Annotated in this window: 19 protein-coding genes and 2 pseudogenes; 3 read left to right on the forward strand and 18 right to left on the reverse strand. The window is 37.8% G+C overall.

Features of this window, described 5'->3' with window-relative positions:
- Positions 1–10: 10 nt before the first annotated feature.
- From galU to DDU33_RS09165, 5 genes are all read right to left on the reverse strand, one after another.
- Entirely contained in the window at positions 11–898 is an 888-nt protein-coding gene (gene galU, locus DDU33_RS09145; protein ID WP_108924826.1) for a UTP--glucose-1-phosphate uridylyltransferase GalU, read from the reverse strand.
- A 91-nt stretch (positions 899–989) separates the two neighbouring features.
- The gene (locus DDU33_RS09150) at positions 990–2,348 is read right to left on the reverse strand and encodes a phosphohexomutase domain-containing protein (RefSeq protein ID WP_108924827.1); all 1,359 of its coding nucleotides are present in this window, start codon (positions 2,346–2,348) and stop codon (positions 990–992) included.
- Between the two features lie 31 nt (positions 2,349–2,379).
- The gene (csrA, locus tag DDU33_RS09155) at positions 2,380–2,571 is read right to left on the reverse strand and encodes a carbon storage regulator CsrA (protein WP_005820955.1); all 192 of its coding nucleotides are present in this window, start codon (positions 2,569–2,571) and stop codon (positions 2,380–2,382) included.
- A gap of 79 nt (positions 2,572–2,650) precedes the next feature.
- Positions 2,651–5,275 (reverse strand): alanine--tRNA ligase, encoded by a 2,625-nt coding sequence (gene alaS, locus DDU33_RS09160; protein ID WP_005820954.1) that lies wholly within the window; start codon positions 5,273–5,275, stop codon positions 2,651–2,653.
- Positions 5,276–5,472: 197 nt separating this feature from the next.
- A complete protein-coding gene (locus DDU33_RS09165; RefSeq protein WP_005820952.1) occupies positions 5,473–5,898 on the reverse strand; it encodes a universal stress protein in 426 nt (141 codons plus the stop codon).
- 218 nt (positions 5,899–6,116) lie between these two features.
- Between DDU33_RS09165 and DDU33_RS09170 the strand changes: the two genes are divergently transcribed.
- A complete protein-coding gene (locus tag DDU33_RS09170) occupies positions 6,117–6,896 on the forward strand; it encodes an FNR family transcription factor (protein ID WP_005820951.1) in 780 nt (259 codons plus the stop codon).
- Between the two features lie 133 nt (positions 6,897–7,029).
- Here the strand turns inward: DDU33_RS09170 and rplY are convergent, their stop codons facing one another.
- On the reverse strand, positions 7,030–7,317 hold the full coding sequence (rplY, locus tag DDU33_RS09175) for a 50S ribosomal protein L25 (protein ID WP_005820950.1): 288 nt from the start codon (positions 7,315–7,317) through the stop codon (positions 7,030–7,032).
- Between the two features lie 173 nt (positions 7,318–7,490).
- A pseudogene (locus DDU33_RS09180) lies at positions 7,491–8,468 on the reverse strand (malic enzyme-like NAD(P)-binding protein); the annotation flags it as partial.
- Positions 8,469–8,553: 85 nt separating this feature from the next.
- Here DDU33_RS09180 and DDU33_RS09185 point away from each other — a divergent pair.
- Positions 8,554–9,528 (forward strand): IS30-like element ISApl1 family transposase, encoded by a 975-nt coding sequence (locus DDU33_RS09185; protein WP_012478345.1) that lies wholly within the window; start codon positions 8,554–8,556, stop codon positions 9,526–9,528.
- A gap of 9 nt (positions 9,529–9,537) precedes the next feature.
- Here the strand turns inward: DDU33_RS09185 and DDU33_RS09190 are convergent.
- The 6 genes and pseudogenes from DDU33_RS09190 to citD all read right to left on the reverse strand — a co-directional run.
- Positions 9,538–9,831 (reverse strand): annotated as a pseudogene (locus DDU33_RS09190) (malic enzyme); the annotation flags it as partial.
- Between the two features lie 194 nt (positions 9,832–10,025).
- Positions 10,026–11,477: an anion permease gene (locus DDU33_RS09195; protein ID WP_108924828.1), complete on the reverse strand. Its 1,452-nt coding sequence runs from the start codon at positions 11,475–11,477 to the stop codon at positions 10,026–10,028.
- Positions 11,478–11,489: 12 nt separating this feature from the next.
- The gene (gene citG / locus DDU33_RS09200; protein ID WP_108924829.1) at positions 11,490–12,896 is read right to left on the reverse strand and encodes a triphosphoribosyl-dephospho-CoA synthase CitG; all 1,407 of its coding nucleotides are present in this window, start codon (positions 12,894–12,896) and stop codon (positions 11,490–11,492) included.
- A gap of 52 nt (positions 12,897–12,948) precedes the next feature.
- Positions 12,949–14,451: a citrate lyase subunit alpha gene (gene citF, locus DDU33_RS09205; RefSeq protein ID WP_108924830.1), complete on the reverse strand. Its 1,503-nt coding sequence runs from the start codon at positions 14,449–14,451 to the stop codon at positions 12,949–12,951.
- Between the two features lie 11 nt (positions 14,452–14,462).
- Positions 14,463–15,338, reverse strand: a complete 876-nt coding sequence (gene citE / locus DDU33_RS09210; RefSeq protein WP_005820945.1) for a citrate (pro-3S)-lyase subunit beta — start codon at positions 15,336–15,338, stop codon at positions 14,463–14,465.
- A complete protein-coding gene (gene citD, locus DDU33_RS09215) occupies positions 15,335–15,622 on the reverse strand; it encodes a citrate lyase acyl carrier protein (RefSeq protein ID WP_005820944.1) in 288 nt (95 codons plus the stop codon). Before citD ends, citE begins: the two co-directional genes overlap by 4 nt.
- A 262-nt stretch (positions 15,623–15,884) precedes the next feature.
- Here citD and metF point away from each other — a divergent pair, with 262 nt between their 5' ends.
- Positions 15,885–16,763, forward strand: coding sequence for a methylenetetrahydrofolate reductase (gene metF, locus DDU33_RS09220; protein ID WP_005820943.1), 879 nt, complete (start codon positions 15,885–15,887; stop codon positions 16,761–16,763).
- A 112-nt stretch (positions 16,764–16,875) separates the two neighbouring features.
- Here the strand turns inward: metF and DDU33_RS09225 are convergent, their stop codons facing one another.
- The 5 genes from DDU33_RS09225 to DDU33_RS09245 all read right to left on the reverse strand — a co-directional run bounded on the left by DDU33_RS09225 (position 16,876) and on the right by DDU33_RS09245 (position 20,214).
- Entirely contained in the window at positions 16,876–17,505 is a 630-nt protein-coding gene (locus DDU33_RS09225; protein ID WP_108924831.1) for an FtsZ/tubulin family protein, read from the reverse strand.
- 180 nt (positions 17,506–17,685) lie between these two features.
- On the reverse strand, positions 17,686–18,648 hold the full coding sequence (locus tag DDU33_RS09230; RefSeq protein ID WP_108924832.1) for a helix-turn-helix transcriptional regulator: 963 nt from the start codon (positions 18,646–18,648) through the stop codon (positions 17,686–17,688).
- A gap of 108 nt (positions 18,649–18,756) precedes the next feature.
- Positions 18,757–18,942 (reverse strand): DNA gyrase inhibitor YacG, encoded by a 186-nt coding sequence (gene yacG, locus DDU33_RS09235; protein WP_108924833.1) that lies wholly within the window; start codon positions 18,940–18,942, stop codon positions 18,757–18,759.
- On the reverse strand, positions 18,924–19,556 hold the full coding sequence (gene coaE, locus DDU33_RS09240; RefSeq protein ID WP_108924834.1) for a dephospho-CoA kinase: 633 nt from the start codon (positions 19,554–19,556) through the stop codon (positions 18,924–18,926). The genes yacG and coaE overlap by 19 nt, the downstream gene beginning before the upstream one ends.
- Positions 19,557–19,581: 25 nt before the next feature.
- Positions 19,582–20,214 (reverse strand): prepilin peptidase, encoded by a 633-nt coding sequence (locus tag DDU33_RS09245; protein ID WP_244175317.1) that lies wholly within the window; start codon positions 20,212–20,214, stop codon positions 19,582–19,584.
- Positions 20,215–20,239 lie beyond the last annotated feature (25 nt).

Raw genomic sequence — 20,239 nt, forward strand, 5'->3', positions numbered from 1 at the left:
GCTTTATAAATTATAACGTTTTCGCTAATGATTTAATATACTCTTTGAATTGTTTGCCAAACTTATCATGGCGTAAACTATATTCAACAAAGGCTTCCATATAGCCTAATTTATCACCACAGTCAAAAGTACGACCAGTCATATTAAATGCTTCTACCGTTTCTTGTTCAATTAACATATCAATCGCATCGGTTAATTGGATTTCATCACCAACACCTACAGGTGTTCTTTCCAATAAATCCCAAATATTTGCTGAGAACACATAACGACCTACAACAGAAAGATTTGATGGTGCATCTTCTTTTGCTGGTTTTTCTACAATGCGATTAATTGTAGCCGTTTCGCCTGCATTGATTTCAGCCCCGCCGCAATCAACTACACCGTAGTTACTGACTTCATCCATTGGTACTGGTGCAACCATGATTTGACTATTCCCCGTTTCTTTAAAACGTTTGAGCATCGCTGCTAGGTTTTCTGTTTTTTGATTTGCACTAAAATCTGCGAGAATAACGTCTGGCAATACCACAGCAAAAGGTTCATTACCTACCACAGCTCGACCGCATAATACGGCATGCCCTAGGCCTTTTGCATTACCTTGGCGAACATGCATAATTGTCACATCTTTCGGACAAATAGAACGCACTTCATCTAATAATTGACGCTTAACACGTTTCTCAAGCATCGTTTCTAGTTCAAAAGAAGTATCAAAGTGGTTTTCGATAGCGTTCTTCGAAGAATGAGTGACTAAAACAATTTCTTTAATGCCCGCGGCCACACATTCATTGACGATATATTGAATTAAGGGTTTATCAGCAACCGTTAGCATTTCTTTTGGAATAGCTTTAGTTGCAGGTAACATACGTGTGCCTAAACCAGCGACAGGGATAATGACTTTCATATTTATTCCTTTATTTGTTGTAAGATAAATTAACCGCTAACATTATAGTGCAAGCGGTTAATTTTGCTAAAGATTTTACATATTTTTATGATTATTGACGTAATAAAGCCAAAATCTCATCCATTTTCTGTTGCATCAGTTGCTTATCGCCACGCGTTTCTAAATTCAAACGCACAACAGGTTCTGTATTAGAACTTCTCAAGTTAAAACGCCAGTTTTCGTATTCCACGCTAATACCATCTAAAGTCTCAATTTTAGCATCAGAATATACCGCTTTGACTCGTTCAATAGCTGCTTTTGCATCACTTAATTTGCTGTTGATTTCGCCCGGGGACGGATATTTCTCTAGTCGAGCCCCAACTAATTGGCTTAAAGATTTGCCACTTGTGCAAAGTAATTCTAATGTAAGCAACCAAGGAATCATACCACTATCACAATAGAAGAAATCACGGAAGTAATGATGGGCAGACATTTCTCCACCGTAAATAGCATCTACTTCACGCATTTTTTCTTTAATGAATGAGTGACCAGATTTAGACATCACTGGAATCCCCCCCGATTGAGTAACGAGTTCCTCAGTATTCCAAATTAAACGTGGATCGTAGATGATGCGAGCTCCTTTATTTTTGGCTAAGAAAGCCTCTGAAAGTAAGCCAACCACATAGTAACCTTCAATAAAGCCACCTTTTTCATCAAACAAGAAACAACGATCGAAATCGCCATCAAATGCAATCCCCATATCTGCATTATTCGCTAATACTGCTTTAATAGAGTCTTCTCGATTTTCATGCAAAATAGGGTTAGGAATACCATTAGGGAAATTACCATCCGGATTGTTATGTACTTTAACGAACTCTACTGGTACTTGTTTTGCTTTAAATTGCGCTTCAATAGCATCAATAATATGCCCTGCTGCACCATTGCCCGAGTTGATAACTAACTTCCTAGCGGTCAATTTCGTTAAATCAATATAAGAAAGAAGATGTTCAACATATTCGCCTTGTACTGATTTTTGGGTATAAACACCGCGTTTTTCTACAACTGGGAAGTTATTTTCTTCCGCTAAGCGCTGAATATCGGCTAAGCCGGTATCCGCACTGATTGGACGAGAACCCTCTCGCACTAATTTCATGCCATTATAATCCATCGGATTATGACTTGCAGTTACCTGAATACCACCATCGGTTTTCAAGAATGAGGTCGCAAAATAAACTTCTTCTGTTCCCGTTAGACCTAAGTCAATCACATCCACACCTGAATCGAGCAATCCATTTGTAACGGCACTTTTCAGTTCATTGCTGGTTAAACGAACATCGCCACCAACAACTACCGATTTAGGCTTTAAAAACTGCCCAAAGGCTCGACCGATTCGGTATGCGATATCAACATTCAACTCCGTGCCTAATTGACCACGAACATCATATGCTTTAAAGCATGTTAATTTACTCATAGAATATTTCCTTGTAATACTTGCCTGGACATCATTCTTCCTGCTCAGGTGGATTTTCCTCAGCTTTTTTAATTCGTTGATAAATTTCTTGTCTGTGTACTGAAATTTCCTTAGGTGCATTTACCCCTAATTTAACTTGATTACCGCGTACACTTAGTACAGTAATCTCAACATCGTCTCCTACGAATAAACTTTCTCCTGTCTTCCGAGTTAAAATAAGCATCTTTACCTCCAAGATAAAAGCCCTTAGATATTGGGGCTGGCAAGGCGGATTCATTCTACCTTGCCTTCGTTATATAAGATTATAATTTTGCTTGAATCCATTCTTGTGCAAAGTTAAGTGCTTTTGCTAAATTTTGTGGTTCTGAACCACCAGCCATAGCCATGTCGGGACGACCACCGCCTTTACCTCCAACATATGTAGCCATCTCGCCAACAAGTTCTCCTGCTTTAATCTGCGTGGTTAAATCAGAACTAACTCCAACAATTAAGTTCACTTTGTCATCAGCTACCGTTCCTAATACTACGATGGCACTTCCTAGTTGGTTTTTCAAGTCATCAACCATCGTTCTTAGTACCTTAGGTTCAGTATTTTCTAATTGCGTTACAACAACATTCACACCGTTAATTTGTTTAGCTTGTTTTGCTAAATCCGCCCCAGCTTGAGAAGCTTGCTTCTCTTTTAATTGCTGTAGCTCTTTTTCAAGACGTTTTGCTTTATCTTGAAGTTGTTGGATTTTTTCAACAAGATTTGTGCTATCTGCTTTCAATAATTCCGCAGAATGTTGCGTCATTTGTTGTAAATTATGCAACCAAGCTAATGCCGCTTCACCAGTAATCGCTTCTACACGGCGAACACCTGCTGCAACTGCCCCTTCAGAAGTGATCTTAAATAGACCAATATCTCCTGTACGTTTTACATGCGTACCACCACATAGCTCAATTGAGAAGACAGACATATCAACAACACGTACAACATCGCCATATTTCTCTCCGAATAACGCCATTGCACCTTTTGCTTTCGCTTCTTCAATGCCCATTTCTTCGATCACAACTTCAATGTTTTCACGAATTTTTGCATTAACAATACGCTCAATCGCTTCAAGCTGCTCTTTAGTAATTGCTTCCGGTTGAGAGAAGTCAAAACGTAAGCCGTTTTCATTCACTAACGAACCTTTTTGCATTACATGTGTACCTAAAACTTCACGTAATGCTGAATGTAGCAAGTGTGTTGCAGAGTGATTTAATTGAATGCTATGACGACGCTCTGCTGCGACTTCAGCCGTTACTTTATCGCCAACTTTTAATTCTCCGGCTTCAATCTGTCCGATATGACCAAATACTTGCCCATATTTTTGCGTATCTACAACATGAAATTGGCAAAATTCTGTTGAAATTCGACCGCTATCACCAACTTGACCACCCATTTCTGCATAGAATGGCGTCTTGTCTAAAATAATGATCGCATTTTCACCTGATTTAACCACATCAACAGCATTACCATTGCTGAATAATCCCACTACAGTTGCTTCAGCGGTTAAATTATCATAACCGATAAAATCGGTTTTACCGTCAACTTTAATAACATTATTGTAATCCACACCAAAGTTACTGCTTGCTTTTGCTCTTTCACGTTGAGCTTGCATTTCAGCTTCAAAGCCAGCTTCGTCAATGACGATATTACGCTCACGGCAAACATCCGCCGTTAAGTCTAATGGGAAACCGTAAGTGTCGTATAACTTAAATGCCACATCGCCTGAAAGGGTATTATTCTCTACTTTTGTTAAAGCGTCTTCTAATAACGCCAAACCACGCTCAAGCGTACGAGCAAACTGTTCCTCTTCCGCTTTCAATGTTTTTTGGATATGCGCTTGTTTTTGTGCAACAATTTCGCCTGCGTGTCCCATTACTTGCGCTAAAGTAGGCACTAATTTATAGAAAAAGGCTTCTTTAGCGCCTAAAATATTCCCGTGGCGGACTGCTCGGCGAATAATTCGGCGTAACACATAACCACGACCCTCATTTGAAGGCGCAACGCCATCAGCAATTAAATATGAGCAAGAGCGAATATGATCGGCAATAACACGTAATGACTTGTTATCTAAATCTTTAACATTTAATAACTCTGCGATCGTTTTAATTAATGTTTGAAAAATATCAATTTCATAGTTTGAGTTTACGTGCTGCATAACTGCTGTCATGCGCTCTAACCCCATTCCTGTATCCACCGATGGTTTTGGTAATTTTTCCATTGTTCCGTCTGCTTGACGGTTAAATTGCATAAATACAATGTTCCAAACTTCGATGAAACGGTCGCCATCTTCTTCAGGTGTTCCAGGTAAACCACCCCAATATTTATCGCCGTGATCATAGAAAATCTCGGTACAAGGACCACAAGGACCGGTATCCCCCATTGCCCAGAAATTATCTGAAGCATATGGTGCACCTTTATTATCACCAATGCGAATAATATGATCAGCTGGTACTCCTACGATTTTATGCCAAATATCATAGGCTTCATCGTCCGTTTCATATACCGTAACATATAATTTTTCTTTAGGTAAGCCTAACCATTGCGGAGACGTTAAATATTCCCAACCGAATTGAATAGCATCCTGTTTGAAATAATCACCAAAGCTAAAGTTTCCCATCATTTCAAAGAAAGTATGATGGCGGGCGGTATAGCCTACGTTTTCTAAATCATTGTGTTTACCACCGGCACGAACACAACGTTGCGCGGTTGTCGCTCGTGTATAAGGACGCTTTTCTAAGCCAAGAAAAACGTCTTTAAATTGGTTCATTCCCGCATTAGTAAATAATAATGTCGGATCATTTTCCGGCACAAGCGAACTACTTTCTACAACCGTATGTCCCTTGCTTTGGAAAAAATCCAAAAAGGATTGTCTGATTTCTGATGTCGTTTTCATTCTAATAACGCTCTTGATTTAAACATAAAAATAAATTCGTAACATATCTATAACTAATCTATTCTACACCTTTTACATTCATTTTGCTAAATAGAATAATAAAAAATGTTGCTTTTTTATCTAAAAATTTTTCTAAAAAATAACCGCCTGATGCAAAACGCTTCAAGCGGTTATTTATTAGTAGAATATTAATTCACTTATTCACTTTCTAACGGGACAACAAGCATATCGACTGCAACGCTATTCATTACTTGACGAGTTGAAGACATAAATTTACTCCAAAAGTCCTGATGATGTCCTGTAACCAGTAAATCAACATTATGTTTTTCAACTGCTTCTTCCAATACCTGAGAAAAATCTCCTGTACCGTTCAAGCGTTCCGCAACAGGGTAGTTTATTTTTGATGCTAATTCATCTAATGCCTTATTGGTTTCTACTGAAACACTATCTTGTACAGCAGACATATTAATATCAATTAAGCCAGTATAAAGATCTGAAAAATTTACATCTACATGGATGATAGATAATTTAGCTCCACATTTTTCTGCAATTCCAGCACCTTTACGTAATAAAACAAGGCTTTCTTCTGAAAGATCAACTGCAACTAAAATATGTTTATACATAATAGACTCCTTGTTGTGTCTGTTTTTGTTATTGATATATTAGCAAATTCTTCTATAAAAAAATGAGATATACTTCTCATTTTTTTATTAAAATGTAAAAATTCTTATCACATTTTTAAGAAAGGAGATTTGTTATCAAATCTATACTTTCTTCCCTTGGAAATAAATGGTAAGATTTGCTTTAAATCAAATTTTAGTCAAATTAACACGGAATGAGTATGAAAATTGTGTCTGATTCAAAAACTTCAGGAAGAACAGCTTGTACGATTCACTGCCAAAACTGTAGTATTAGTCAGCTTTGCTTACCTTTTACCTTGAGCGAACATGAACTCACTCAACTTGATAATATAATTGAACGTAAAAAACCTATCCAAAAATCTCAAATCATCTTCCAATCTGGCGATGAACTTCGTTCTATTTATGCTATTCGTTCGGGAACTTTAAAAAGTTATACACTAAGCGAAAATGGAGAAGAACAAATCACAGCATTCCATTTACCAGGAGACTTAATAGGTTTCGATGCTATTATGAATATGAAACACGTGGGTTTCGCTCAAGCTTTAGAAACAGCAATGATTTGTGAAATTCCATTTGATATTTTAGATGACTTAGCAGGTAAAATGCCTAAAATTAGGCATCAAATTATGCGCTTAATGAGTAATGAAATCAAAAGCGATCAAGAAATGATTTTATTACTATCTAAAATGAGTGCAGAAGAAAAATTAGCTGCATTTCTCTATAACTTATCTCAACGTTTTGCAGCTAGAGGTTTCTCGGCTAGAGAATTTCGCCTGACAATGACAAGAGGCGATATAGGTAATTATCTTGGTTTAACTATTGAAACCATTAGTCGGCTTTTAGGACGATTCCAAAAAAGTGGCATGATTACCGTCCAAGGGAAATATATTACTATAAATAAAATGGATGAACTAATTGAAATGGCTGGTGGAGGAAAAAACCAAATACCATTTAAAGATATTAGTAATTGTTGTGGATAATCCCTGTTAATTTAAAAACAATATATCGTAGACAGATTTGTTCTTAAAATCTCTTTCCCCTTTAAATAAAAAAACCCTTTTGTATAAACAAGAGGGTTTTTTGTTGACTCTATATAAATTTTTATAGCAAAATTTACACGCGTTTGAAGTCCAAGTGAACAAGTTTTGGTTTTGTTGGGTGGCGTTGAATCGCTTGTACTTTAACTTGCTCTTCTTTACCTGCAACAACGATAGTTAACACTTCGTTATAGAACGCATCGTGAACTTGTGCGTTGTTTACATTATCGTGGTTTAATACGATTGATACAGGCTCTGCAGAACCACCGTAGATGATTGCAGGAACTTGACCATTGTGACGCAGGCGGCGGCTCGCACCCTTACCTTGCGCTGTACGAACTTCAGCTTCGAATTTGAATGACATTGTTTAATTCTCTTAAATAATGGAATTTTCATTCCGTAAAAATAAAAAATAGCAGGCGACCCAGCTATTTCCCTAAAATTATGTGACTAAAAGTCGGGCGCAATTCTACACGATTTAGAAAAAAAATGCAAAAAAAGAGATGGCATTCCATCTCTTTTTCTTGTTATTTCACATTATTCTACTAATTTTCTAACACGATCAGTATAAGCCTTCCAATCGGTTATTGGGCGAGTTGCCACGCCACTTTCCATTGCAGCTTTTGCTACCGCAGAAGATACTACTTCAATTAAGCGAGGATCGAAAGGTGTTGGAATTACATAATCTGGACCAAATGTTAAAGAACCATAAGTTGAAATAACTTCAAAAGGCACAGGCTCTTTCGCTAAATCTGCGATTGCGTGTGCTGCTGCCATTTTCATTTCCTCGTTGATGGTTGTCGCGCCAACATCTAAGGCACCACGGAAAAGGAATGGGAAACATAAAACATTATTAACTTGGTTAGGGTAATCCGAACGTCCTGTACAAACAACGGCATCTGGACGAACTGCTTTAGCTTCATGTGGTGTCGTTTCAGGAACTGGGTTTGCTAGTGCTAAAATAAGCGGATTATCAGCCATTGTTTTAATCATATCTTGCGTTAATGCACCGGCTTTAGAGCAGCCTAAGAACACATCGGCACCTTGAATGGCATCTGCTAATGTACGCCAGCCATTATCTTCAATAGCATAAAACTGTTTAGTTTCATCCATGTTATCGCCACGACCTTGGAAAATAACGCCTTTAGAGTCACACATAGTAATATTTTCTTTTTTGAAACCTAAAGAGCGTAATAAGTTTGTACAAGCAATTGCTGAAGCACCAGCACCGTTTACTACTAAACGCACTTCATCAATTTTTTTACCTACTACTTGCAAGCCGTTTAAGGCAGCTGCACCAACAATGATCGCCGTACCATGTTGATCATCATGGAAAACTGGAATACCCATTCGCTCACGCAATTTTTTCTCGATATAGAAACATTCAGGTGCTTTAATATCTTCTAAATTGATACCACCAAATGTTGGTTCTAATGCGGCAATAATATCAACTAATTTATCCGGATCTGTCTCATTAATTTCGATATCAAAAACATCAACGCCAGCAAATTTTTGCTGAATTTACAATCCAAGTGCAACAAAAAAAGAAGTACTCATCAACTAGAATATAATTTTGTTTCCACACAAAAACCACTTCCAAATGATGAGTACTTCCTACCGACATCTTACAATAAACGAGCGAGAAAAGATAATGATTTTACTCGCACAGGGCAAAAAACAAGCAGAAATTGCCAAAGCACTGGGACGTAGCTCCAGCACCATTTCTCGCGAGCTGAAACGACACGCTCTAGAAAGCTACAGTGCAACGAACGCACAAAACAGCTATTTGAAGCATCGTCAAAATAGCAAAGCACAGCGCAAATTAGAGCAGCCTGAATATTTCAATTTGGTGCAAGAAAAGTTTCTGACAGAAAACTGGTCGCCCGAACAAATCAGCGCACGATTAAAATTGGAAAAATCTGAATTATCCATTAGTTATTCAACCATTTATCGTGGTATTTATTCAGGGTTGTTTGATATAGGCGAACGCAAAGCCAGTCGCAAACTGCGCCACAAAGGCAAAACACGGCATACAAAAAATCATCATGAAAAACGTGGCAAAATTCAGATATCCAACCATTTGAACGACCGTCCCATTTCGGCGCAAAATCGCAGTCGCTTTGGACATTGGGAAGCCGATACCGTACTGGGTAAAGCGGGTGGAGCTTGTTTGCTGACGCTGACGGAACGCAAAAGTCGTTTTGAGTTGGTGAAGAAAATTCCTGCCAAAAAAGCCGAAGCAGTCCAAAAAGCCATGATTGAATTGCTGGATTCACATATATTGCGGTCAATTACGCCAGACCGTGGTAAAGAATTTGCCCAACATCGTTTGGTAACAGAAGCACTGGGTGTAGAATTTTACTTCCCCGAGCCGCATCAACCGTGGACACGGGGAACGAATGAAAATACAAATGGGTTACTTCGTGAATACTTTCCGAAGCACCAAGACATCAATCAGTGGAGCGAAGTTGATATTCAACAGGTGATCAATAAACTGAATTTACGACCACGTAAATGTTTAGGTTGGAAAACACCTTATGAAGTTTACTTCAAAAAATCGTTGCACTTGGTTTGACAATTCAAGTTTAAATAGTACACCTTTACCTTCCATTACTGGTTTGGATGCTAATGCACCAATATTACCTAGACCTAAAACCGCAGTACCATTAGAAATCACTGCCACTAAGTTGCCTCTCGCAGTATAACGGCTTGCTGCTGCCGGATTTTTTTCAATTTCGAGACACGGCTCAGCAACACCTGGAGAATATGCTAATGCTAAATCATGCTGAGTAGCTAAATTTTTAGTTGGTGTAACGGAAATTTTGCCTGGAACGGGAAATTCGTGGAAGTCTAATGCCTGTTGTTTTAAATCACTCATACTGTATCCTTATTAAAACGAGAGAATGGAAGGAATTTTATTTTATTGCAAATTTTAACCTAATTTTGTGATCTAGATCGTAATTTTAACAATTTGTTAAAACTTAATTCATTAGAAAAATAACATATTATGTGAAAAAACAATGGGGTTTTGTAAAAGATCTACAAAACCCCACCGCTTAATTAGAATTTATCTTAGTTTACTGTTGGTAACCAACCTGCGCTGAACAGGAACTCCCACCAAGCAATACCTAATGTTGCGTGAATGAGTAAGCTACCGAATGCAATCACTGCACCTGCTGTCCACCAAGATTTAATGTCGTTATAACCTGCACCAAATGTGATTGGACCTGGACCACCACCGTAGTGCGTTACAGAACCACCGTAAGAGTTAGAGAATAATAAGCCTAATGCTAATAATTCAACCGGTGCACCTGCTACTTTACCGACTGTTGCAAATACAGGAACCATTGCAGCTACATAAGCACCACCTGATGCAAATAAGTAACGTACAGCAACACTCAAGAGTAAAATAACGATTAAAGCAATGTTACCATGGTCGCCAAAGTTTAAGTTTGCACTTAATGTATCTGCTAACCATTTGAAGAAGCCTGCTTTCTCTAAAATGCCAGACATACCAATGATACCACCGTACCAAATTAAGGTATCCCAACCCGCTTTATTTTTACGGATATCATCCCAAGATACGATGGTTAATACAACGCAAAGTACCATGGTAATTAACGCAACTGTTGTTGCATTTACATTTAAGAAATCAGAGAAAATCCAGCCAAATAACGCTAATACGAATAACACTGCTAATGCTTTCTCACGGAAAGACATTGGACCTAATTCATCTAAGCCTTTTTTCGCAATCGCTTTATTATCTACATTTTTTAACTCTGGTTTAGCAATAATGTAGCAGATAAATGGAATGATAAATAAGCATAATAAACCTGGTACAGAAGCAGCTAAAAACCATTGAACCCAGTTTAAGTTTAAACCTAAAATTGGAGACATCAATGATAATGCTAATGCGTTAGGCGCCATCGCTGTTAAGAAGATATAGCTGGTTGTTTTTACCACCATATATACGTTTAACAATAAGTAACGACCTGCTAATTTAGGTGATTTTTCCGGATCTGAACCTAAAGCGACTGCCACACTGTTAATAATTGGGAATACAATCCCCCCTGCACGAGCCGTGTTTGACGGAGTTGCCGGAGAAAGTAATAAATCAAGGAAAACAGTCACATAACCTAAACGGAGAGTTGTGCTTCCTAACCAACTAATCATGTGATATGCAATACGTTTACCTAAACCGGTAATCACGAATGCAGAACTAAGCGTAAATGCGGTAAAGATCAACCACGTTGTTCCTGATTGATAACCCGCAAGCGTATGGCTTACTTTCACAAATTCTTCTGCACCAGCCGTATTACCGATAGTTGCAGCAGAAGCCGCGACAGCTGCAAGTAATAATACTGGCTCGCCATATGGTTTAATCACAAGACCTACGATTGTTGCAATGTAGATCCCTAATAAACGCCAAGCAATCAGAGAAAGTCCCTCTGGTGCAGGCAGTAAGAAGAAGAGCACAGGTATTGCAACCAGTACTGCAACTTTTTGCGCTTTAGATAAAGCCATAGTTCACCTCTATTAAGATTTAAGATAACATTTTAAAAAAATCGTTAATGCCAATAAATCTGCACTGCCACCTGAACTCAAATTACGTGCAATGCAGGCTTGATCAAATTCTGCGAGACTTGCAATCAAGCTGTCTTTATTTTGTAAAATCGTACTATTTTCCAACCGCTTGCTCGCCTCCTTTTGTATAAATGTTAAACCTTCCATCTTCCCACGATTAACAACATTCGTATCGGGATTATTTGCCATTAAATACAATAATATAATTAACCATTGATGTTGTAATTCAACATTTTTGTATGCTTCAACAAAGTCTAATGCTTGTCTTACTAATAAGAAGCCACTTTCTGCTTCCCCTCTGGCGCCTGTTAAACCATATTCTCTAAACAATCTAACGCCAGCGGTAAGAGGTTGATGATCAGGATAATGCTTTAATTCTTCTGTTAAACCCTGAGTAAATTGAGCAACTTGTTCACAAATAGCATTAACCAAAGAGTGGTTTTGCTTAAGCTGATTTTCTATTACATCTAACGCATACAATCGTCCAATCGCGGTACAAATTAACCCAAATGCAAAAATTGCGCCTTTATGGGTATTCACATCATTTGTTGCCTGCCGCATGGCCTTTTCTGCAATAACACCAAGCGGTCTAATTTGTGCCAAAATTTGCGAATGGGGCAAATTGACGGTTTCTATCCCCTTTAATACAAACTGTGCAAAAAACGGGCGTAATGCTAGCGCACTTTGCTCAAAAGTTTTCAGGTTCATATCCTGATGAGAACCATTATTTATACTGTCCACTAAACCTGGTTTTGGCGATAATCTTGCTTCATCAACTAATGCTTGATAAACCATTGTGGCAATTCGCTGTGAGAAATCATCTGCCTGAACACGCGTCTTCATTTCGCTCCAAATCGCTTCAAAGCTATGTTTTCTTGCTCTGGCACACACTTTTGCTTCATCTTGACAGACTAAACAAGGGCGAGGCGGATAATTAAATTCTGTACGACTTAATAATCTGCCATCCGCTTGAATAACATCGATATCCCATAAACGAGCAAGAGGCGAACTCTCTTCTAAAGCGATCATTGCCCTTTTTAGCTTGTCAGCCTCAATAGGCAGTACAAATAATGCTTCATGTCCCGTATTTAACGGTCTAATAAATTCTGCTGTGGGCTTTACCCCTAAAGCCGAAAAACAAGCGGTCAAATTTTCTAATGCGCTTGCAAACACATAATCGAGCAACGCATTTTTCTTAACGCCCCCTACCGCAAGCAAAGTGAGCGACAATACTGTTTGACCGTATTGTGCTAAACATTGTTGCTGAAGTTGAACTCGGTTTTCTCGAGCTTCAAGTAGCTGCTCAAGACTTACCTCTTCACCGTCCAAAGAAAAATCATTATAAAATTGCTCAAACATATTGACCGCTTACTCAATAAGGCGAGTATAAAATTTATGCTCGCTTATCTTTTTATGCTTTTACTTGATATACCGTGTCAATCACAGAACCATCACGGTAACGAACAACCGCAACAGGTTTATCTGTGAATTCAATATCTTTCGGTTTACCTGTAATGCTATACGCACGTTCACAAAGTTGTTCAATCGTGAATAATTGAATACCTGCTTCTGTTAATTTTTCAATTAAGTCAGGGCGTTTAGGGTTTACCGCAACACCGTGATCGGTTACAAGAACATCAATGTTTTCACCTGGGGTTACACAAGTAATAACATTTTCTACCACCGTTGGGATACGTCCACGAACTAATGGCGCAACGATAATTGCAACTTGAGCAGAGGATGCCGTATCACAGTGACCACCTGAAGCACCACGAATAACACCATCAGATCCTGTTAATACGTTTACATTAAATTTGGTATCAATTTCTAGTGCTGAAAGAATAACCACATCTAAACGCTCAACAGAAGCACCTTTTGAACTATAGTTTGCATATTGGTTAGCCGATACTTCGATATGATTTGGGTTACGAGCAAGGGATTCTGCCGCATCTTTATCGAAAGATTGAACGTCAATCAGTTTTTTGATTAAACCTGCTTCGTGTAATGCCACCATGCTTGAAGTAATTCCACCTAATGCAAAACTTGCAGTGATATTTTCACGGCGCATTTTTTCTTCCATAAAACGGCTTACGGCAAGTGCAGCACCGCCAGAACCGGTTTGGAATGAGAAACCATCTTTAAAGTAGCCCGAACCAAAAATTACTTCAGCACATTTACGAGCGATTAAAAGTTCACGAGGGTTTGTAGTCATACGTGTTGCGCCACCACCGATTTTTTTCGGATCGCCAACAGCATCAACTTGTACGATTAAATCCACTTGGTCTTGTGCAATGCTGATTGGATGAAGTGGATATTCGCCAAATTCTTCTGTTAAAAGCACAACTTTATCAGCAAATTCCGCATCAACACGAGCATAGCCTAATGAACCACATTTACTTTTACCGGTAAAACCATTGGCATTACCGAATTTATCGCAACAAGGTACCCCTAAAAATGCCACGTCAATTTTTAATTCACCTGATTTCACTAAGTGAACACGGCCGCCATGCGAGTGAATATTAACCGGCTCAGCAAGGATGCCTTTTGAAATTTCATCTGCTAATTTACCACGTAAACCTGATGAGTAAATTTTGGTTACAACACCATTTTTAATGTGTTCTACGATTGGGAAATGGCTATCGATCAATGAACTTGAAGCTAAAGTTAGGTTTTTAAAGCCCATTTCAGCAATTTTATCCATCACCATATTTACGACAAAGTCGCCACCACGGAAAGCGTGGTGAAACGAAACGGTCATACCATCTTTTAAGCCTGAACGGCGAATAGCATCTTCTAAACTATCACAAATTTTGCGGTCTTTCGCAGTACGAGCAAGAGATTCAGCTTTTGGCACTGCTTGATAAACAGCTTTACCGCCATTAAATTTTTCAACACGTTGTTCTCTAGTTGTCATTTTCTTTCCCCTTACTCTTCACGAATACCTGATTTAGCACGTTCAAGCACTAATCTTGCACGATCAATAATCGGTGCATCGATCATCTTACCGTTTAATGAAACAACACCTAAACCATTACGTTCAGCTTCTTCTGCTGCTTCAATAATTTTTTGTGCTTGTTCCACATCTTTTTGTGTCGGTGCAAATAAATTATGTAGTAACTCAATTTGGCGAGGGTTCACTAATGATTTACCATCAAAACCTAACTGTTTAATCAGAGCCGCTTCTTTTAAGAAACCTTCTTCGTTATTTGCGTTTGAATATACGGTATCAAATGCTTGAATACCGGCTGCACGTGCTGCTTGTAAAATTGAGCAACGTGCGAATAATAATTCAATACCTTCAGGTGAACGTTCTGTTTTTAAATTACGTACGTAGTCTTCTGCACCCAATGCAATACCGATTAAACGTTTAGAGGCGGTTGCAATTTGGTTTGCTTGCGTAATACCAAGTGGTGATTCAATTGCCGCTAACATTTTGGTTGAACCGACTTCACGACCACACGCTTTTTCAATTTCAGTAATCTCACGATCCATATCAATTACATCTTGCGCTGTTTCGGTTTTTGGCATACGCACAACATCAACACCTGCACGTACAACGGCATTTAAATCCGCTAAACCAAACTCAGAATCTAATGGATTAACACGAACAACCGTCTCAATTTCTTGATATAGCGGGTGTTGCAATGCGTGAGCAACTAAGATACGTGCAGAATCTTTTTCTTTTAAAGCGACCGCATCTTCAAGGTCAAACATAATTGAATCAGGTTTATAGATGAAAGTATTGCTAATCATCGCTGCATTTGAACCCGGTACAAACAGCATACTTCTTCTTAATTTCATAGCACTTTCTCCCAATCAATTTTTTCGTCTGTTGCACGTAAAAGCGCAGCTTTCAATCTTGCACGAAGTACGCAATCAAGTGCGCCTTTATCTTCTACAATAACTTGAGCTGCGGTTACATTAAATTGTTTTAGAACGTCATTGATGGTGGCTAAAATGTCATCACCAAATTGTTTACCTACTGAACTGTTGAGTTCGATTTCCAGTTGTGCAGAAGGTGCAATTCGCACTTGTGCATCGCTAGATTCTAATGTGCCGGCTACGGCAACTTTGGTTATCTGCATAATGCGTTCCTTTTATTTTTAATGAATGAAATCAGTTGATTGAAAGTATTGTTAATTAAACATCTAGATGTTTCGCATTTTAACCAACTAAAAAAAAAAATCTAATAATAAAGAGGTATGTTTGATGTATGTCAAATTTTATTTCTTACATGAATTTATTTCATCTTCATTTTGAGAATTATGTAATTGACTTACATTAGCCAAACTCTTAAAGTACAGCTTAATTACATTAAAAACAATATAAGGAAAAAGGGTTTCTCACATGAGTTTTGCAGCCAATATCGATCAATTAAATCAAAATATTGCCGACTTAAATGGCAAGATCAACGTTTCTTTTGAATTTTTCCCACCTAAAAATGAAAAAATGGAGACCTTACTTTGGGATTCTATTTATCGTTTAGCTCCACTTAAACCAAAATTCGTTTCAGTGACTTATGGTGCAAACTCTGGAGAGAGAGATAGAACACACGGCATTGTGAAAAGTATTCAACAAGAAACAGGTTTAATTGCAGCACCTCATCTTACTGGTATTGATGCAACACCTGATGAACTTAAAGTTATTGCCAAAGATTATTGGGATAATGGGATTCGCAACATTGTTGCATTACGTGGCGATGAACCACCAGGTTATACTAAAAAGCCTTTTTATGCCTCAGATCTTGTCGCATTACTAAAAGAAGTGGCTGATTTTGATATTTCTGTGGCAGCATACCCTGAAGTTCACCCTGAAGCTAAATCAGCACAAGCAGATTTACTCAACCTCAAACGAAAAATTGACGCTGGTGCAAACCGTGCGATTAGCCAGTTCTTCTTTGATATTGACAGCTACTTACGCTTCCGTGACCGCTGTGTCAATGTGGGGATTGATGTTGAAATTGTTCCGGGTATTTTACCTGTTACCAATTTCAAACAATTACAAAAAATGGCGCAACTCACAAACGTCAAAATTCCAAGTTGGATGCATAAAATGTATGAAGGTTTAGATAATGATCCAACGACACGAAATTTAGTCGCAGCGAGTATCGCCATGGATATGGTTAAAATCCTTTCAAAAGAAGGCGTAAAAGATTTCCATTTCTATACGCTAAATCGCTCAGAATTAACTTATGCGATTTGCCATACTTTAGGGGTTCGTCCTTAATCAATTTAGCCCCATTTTTAATAAAATAGAATGGGGCTTTTATCTATAAGAAAATCTATAATTATTTTAATAAATTACAAAATTTTCTCAAAATCTGACCGCTTACAATGATTTAATATGCTGCAACTATAGAAAGTTCGATGATATTGCCTAATTCGTGTTTTATGTTTGTAGAAGCTATGATTGTACAATCCTCAGAAATAAGGGACGATATAGATTCCATAAGCATATGATATTCATCCAAAAGAAGATTTTCATCTGATGTAATTGAGATAACTGCACCATTTATTTCTTTTATTTTCTTGTGGCTTTTTGATAATAAATGAGTAATTACATCATCAGCACTAATCGTCTCTCCTTTTCGCTCTATTTCAAAAGAGTAAAAGCCTATTTCTTTTGCACCATAAGAAACTGTTTTAATATCTTCCACATCAACACTAATTAAATTATTCGCTGAAATCAAATCTATTATTACTGTAATAGCATCAAATAAATCCGTTTCTTTAAGTAACATACACTCTACTTGTAATGGCTTATTTAATGCAATAAGGAGATCTATCCGCTTTTCTAAATCAAGTAGCCACTTATGACAATTACTATGCAGACTTTCCCCTCTTGCTGGTAGTACGACTACAGATAAGCAATTAAACTGGAATGATTTTGCAAACTGATAACACAGTTGTAAATCTCTCTCATTATTTTCCACAAACAGAAGTGTAAATGATTCAGTATCCACTGTCATAGCTTCTGTAAGTGACTCAATATAATGAAATGATGTAACAAGCGGTGAATTTTCGTGATTTTTTTACGAATTCATTACCTTGCAAGCCAATGCCGATAAATTGCATTTTTTTAGACATATAGATCTCCTTGTTGATTGGAGCTATTAAATATAATGGTTAACACGACAAGATATGTCGCACTAAATACTCTCTTTATCAATATCCCAAATATCTTCTCCAAAATGTCTTATCCACCATTCCAACATATCAGTATCGGCAACGGTCGCTTGGAATCGGTAATGTTCTTCGCTTTCTTCAAGTGTAATTTGATCTTTTGAAAGTGGCGTTTCAGTTAAATGGAAGCCAGCCCAGCGAGTAATAGAAAATGTTAGTTTCACTTTTCCGCCACTGCCAAAACCTAAATGCCCTTCATCTTGATACTGTTTTAAGTTGAAATCTTTTGGGCGTTCAAAGCTAAAGGTTGAGAGTTTCGCTTTTTTGATACGATGTAAAACAAGTAAGCGGTTATCATCAAACCCATCATAACGAGCGACTAAATAGGTGCTTGCCCCTTGTTGTGCAATCGCCAACGGCATAATTTGTGCTTTATGCTTTTTACCGGTTTGGTTTTGGTATTCAATATGCAGTAACTTATTTTGGAAAAGTGCGGTACTGACGGCGGTAAATACATCTTCTTTCACTTTGGCTGGGATAAGTGGCTGGCTGGTCGGTACGCTACAAATTTTCCCGAGCCACTGATGTTCAGGATTGCTCGTTCCTATTCCGACAATTTTTTCTGCCTGTTTAAAAAAGGGTTCCATGGACGACATAATATTTACCGGCAAGAGATATTTAAGTTGCTGTTCCGCTAATTTTAAAATTAACGCTTGTTGTTCATTCAACATAGACACCGAAAGCCCTTCAGCATGTTCGAGCCAATAATAAGCGTATTCGTTATCACGATCATCGCACTCTAAACCGGTAAAATAATCGCTTAATTTTTTTAAGGCACGTTGAACACTGCGTTTATCTTTTGTAAATCCAGCATCTGTAATAGCAGAATACATTTCTGACGTGGTAATTCGTCTTGGTTGTCTAGGTATGCGGCGTAAAATTTCGAGTAGAAAGAAGGTAGAATCTAAATCAGATGGACGTTTAGGCATAATAATCTCCTTAGTCAAACTAAGGCGATTATAGCAATCTTAGGGCATACATTTGTAAAAAATAGAAAGAATTTTACCGCTTGTAAGCCCTTAGGTTATCGTTAATAATCAGTATTTTTCTAGATCTTCTGAAAAAATATCATCTTCAACACTTGCGATACGCTTTTCTTCACTCGCCCATTCGCCTAAGTCAATAAGTTGGCAGCGTTCGCTACAAAATGGGCGGTATTTGCTTGATGGATTCCATAGCACTGGTTTGCTACAAATAGGGCAATTTACGATTGTTTCTGACATTGTTTTTCCTCTGCGAATTGAAGATAAAGTGTATGTAAGTGTTTTACTTGTTGTTGAAGCTGCACTAAGCCCCTCTCAAAAGGAAGATTATTTTCAATAATATCATCGGCATAGCTTAACCGCACGTCTCGGCTCACTTGCGATTTCATAATGTTTTTAATGGTTTCGAGATGATTTTGATCTCGTTTTGCCGCTCGTTCTAGTTGAATTTCAGGGGCAACATCAATCACTAAAATACGATCACATAATGCCGTTAATTGGTTCTCAATCAGCAACGGTACAACAAAAAGCACATAAGGTGCTTGACATGCCTGTAATTGGCGTAGCATTTCTTCTCTAATAGCTGGATGAAGTAAATGATTTAACCATTGTTTTTCGGCTTCATGCGCAAAGATAATTTGGCGTAATTTTGCCCGATCTAGCTCACCTTGTTCAGTTAAAATACCATGCCCAAAATGCTCGGCTATTTGGGCTAATAACGGCGAGCCTTTCTCTACAACTTGGCGAGAGACAATATCCGCATCAATAATCGGAACGCCTAATTCTGAAAATAAATTGGCAATGGTTGTTTTACCACTGCCAATTCCACCGGTTAAGCCCACAACATATGTCATATGATTTTCCTTTTACACGTTAGGCTTAAATTTTATCAATAAATACCATAAAAGTCGAAGCGGTTATAAAAGGGATAAAAGGCAATTTAGCCAGCTTTTGTTTTGTGATTCCCCAATAAACAAGATAATAAATAATCCCGAGTAAAGAGGCGATAAGAATTAAATACAGCATTTGTTCTATTTGAAATAGCGGTGCCAAGGCTAAAAAAAGTAAATAATCGCCCATACCAATCCCCTCTTTTTTTAAAATCACGAGTGAAATAATTTGAATGATGATAAATAACCCAATAAGAACATATAAGGTATTAATTTCGCCTTGAGATAAGGACAATAAAAAGATCAGTGCGACCACTCTAATATCTGTTAAATAATAAGCAATATCTAAACAGGCTAAAAAACATAATAAAATTAAGATTCCGCCAATAATCACATCATCATAAAGTATTATAATGCTTGGAAATAATAGAAAAAACAGATAAGAAAAATGCATTTCTTTCGGCTGTAAATAAGATTTTTGCTGAAATAACTCATAATTTTCTTCCATCTCAATAAGAGAATGATATTCTGCATAAATTTGGTGATTGATTCTCAAAGCAAATGCAGGAATTTCTTTTCTTCCCCACCATGCGAAACAAATCGCTATGATGATTTTTAACATATAAATAGCCATATTCCATTTACTC

The organism is Actinobacillus porcitonsillarum, assembly GCF_003101015.1.
In the GTDB taxonomy this organism is placed as follows: domain Bacteria; phylum Pseudomonadota; class Gammaproteobacteria; order Enterobacterales; family Pasteurellaceae; genus Haemophilus_A; species Haemophilus_A porcitonsillarum.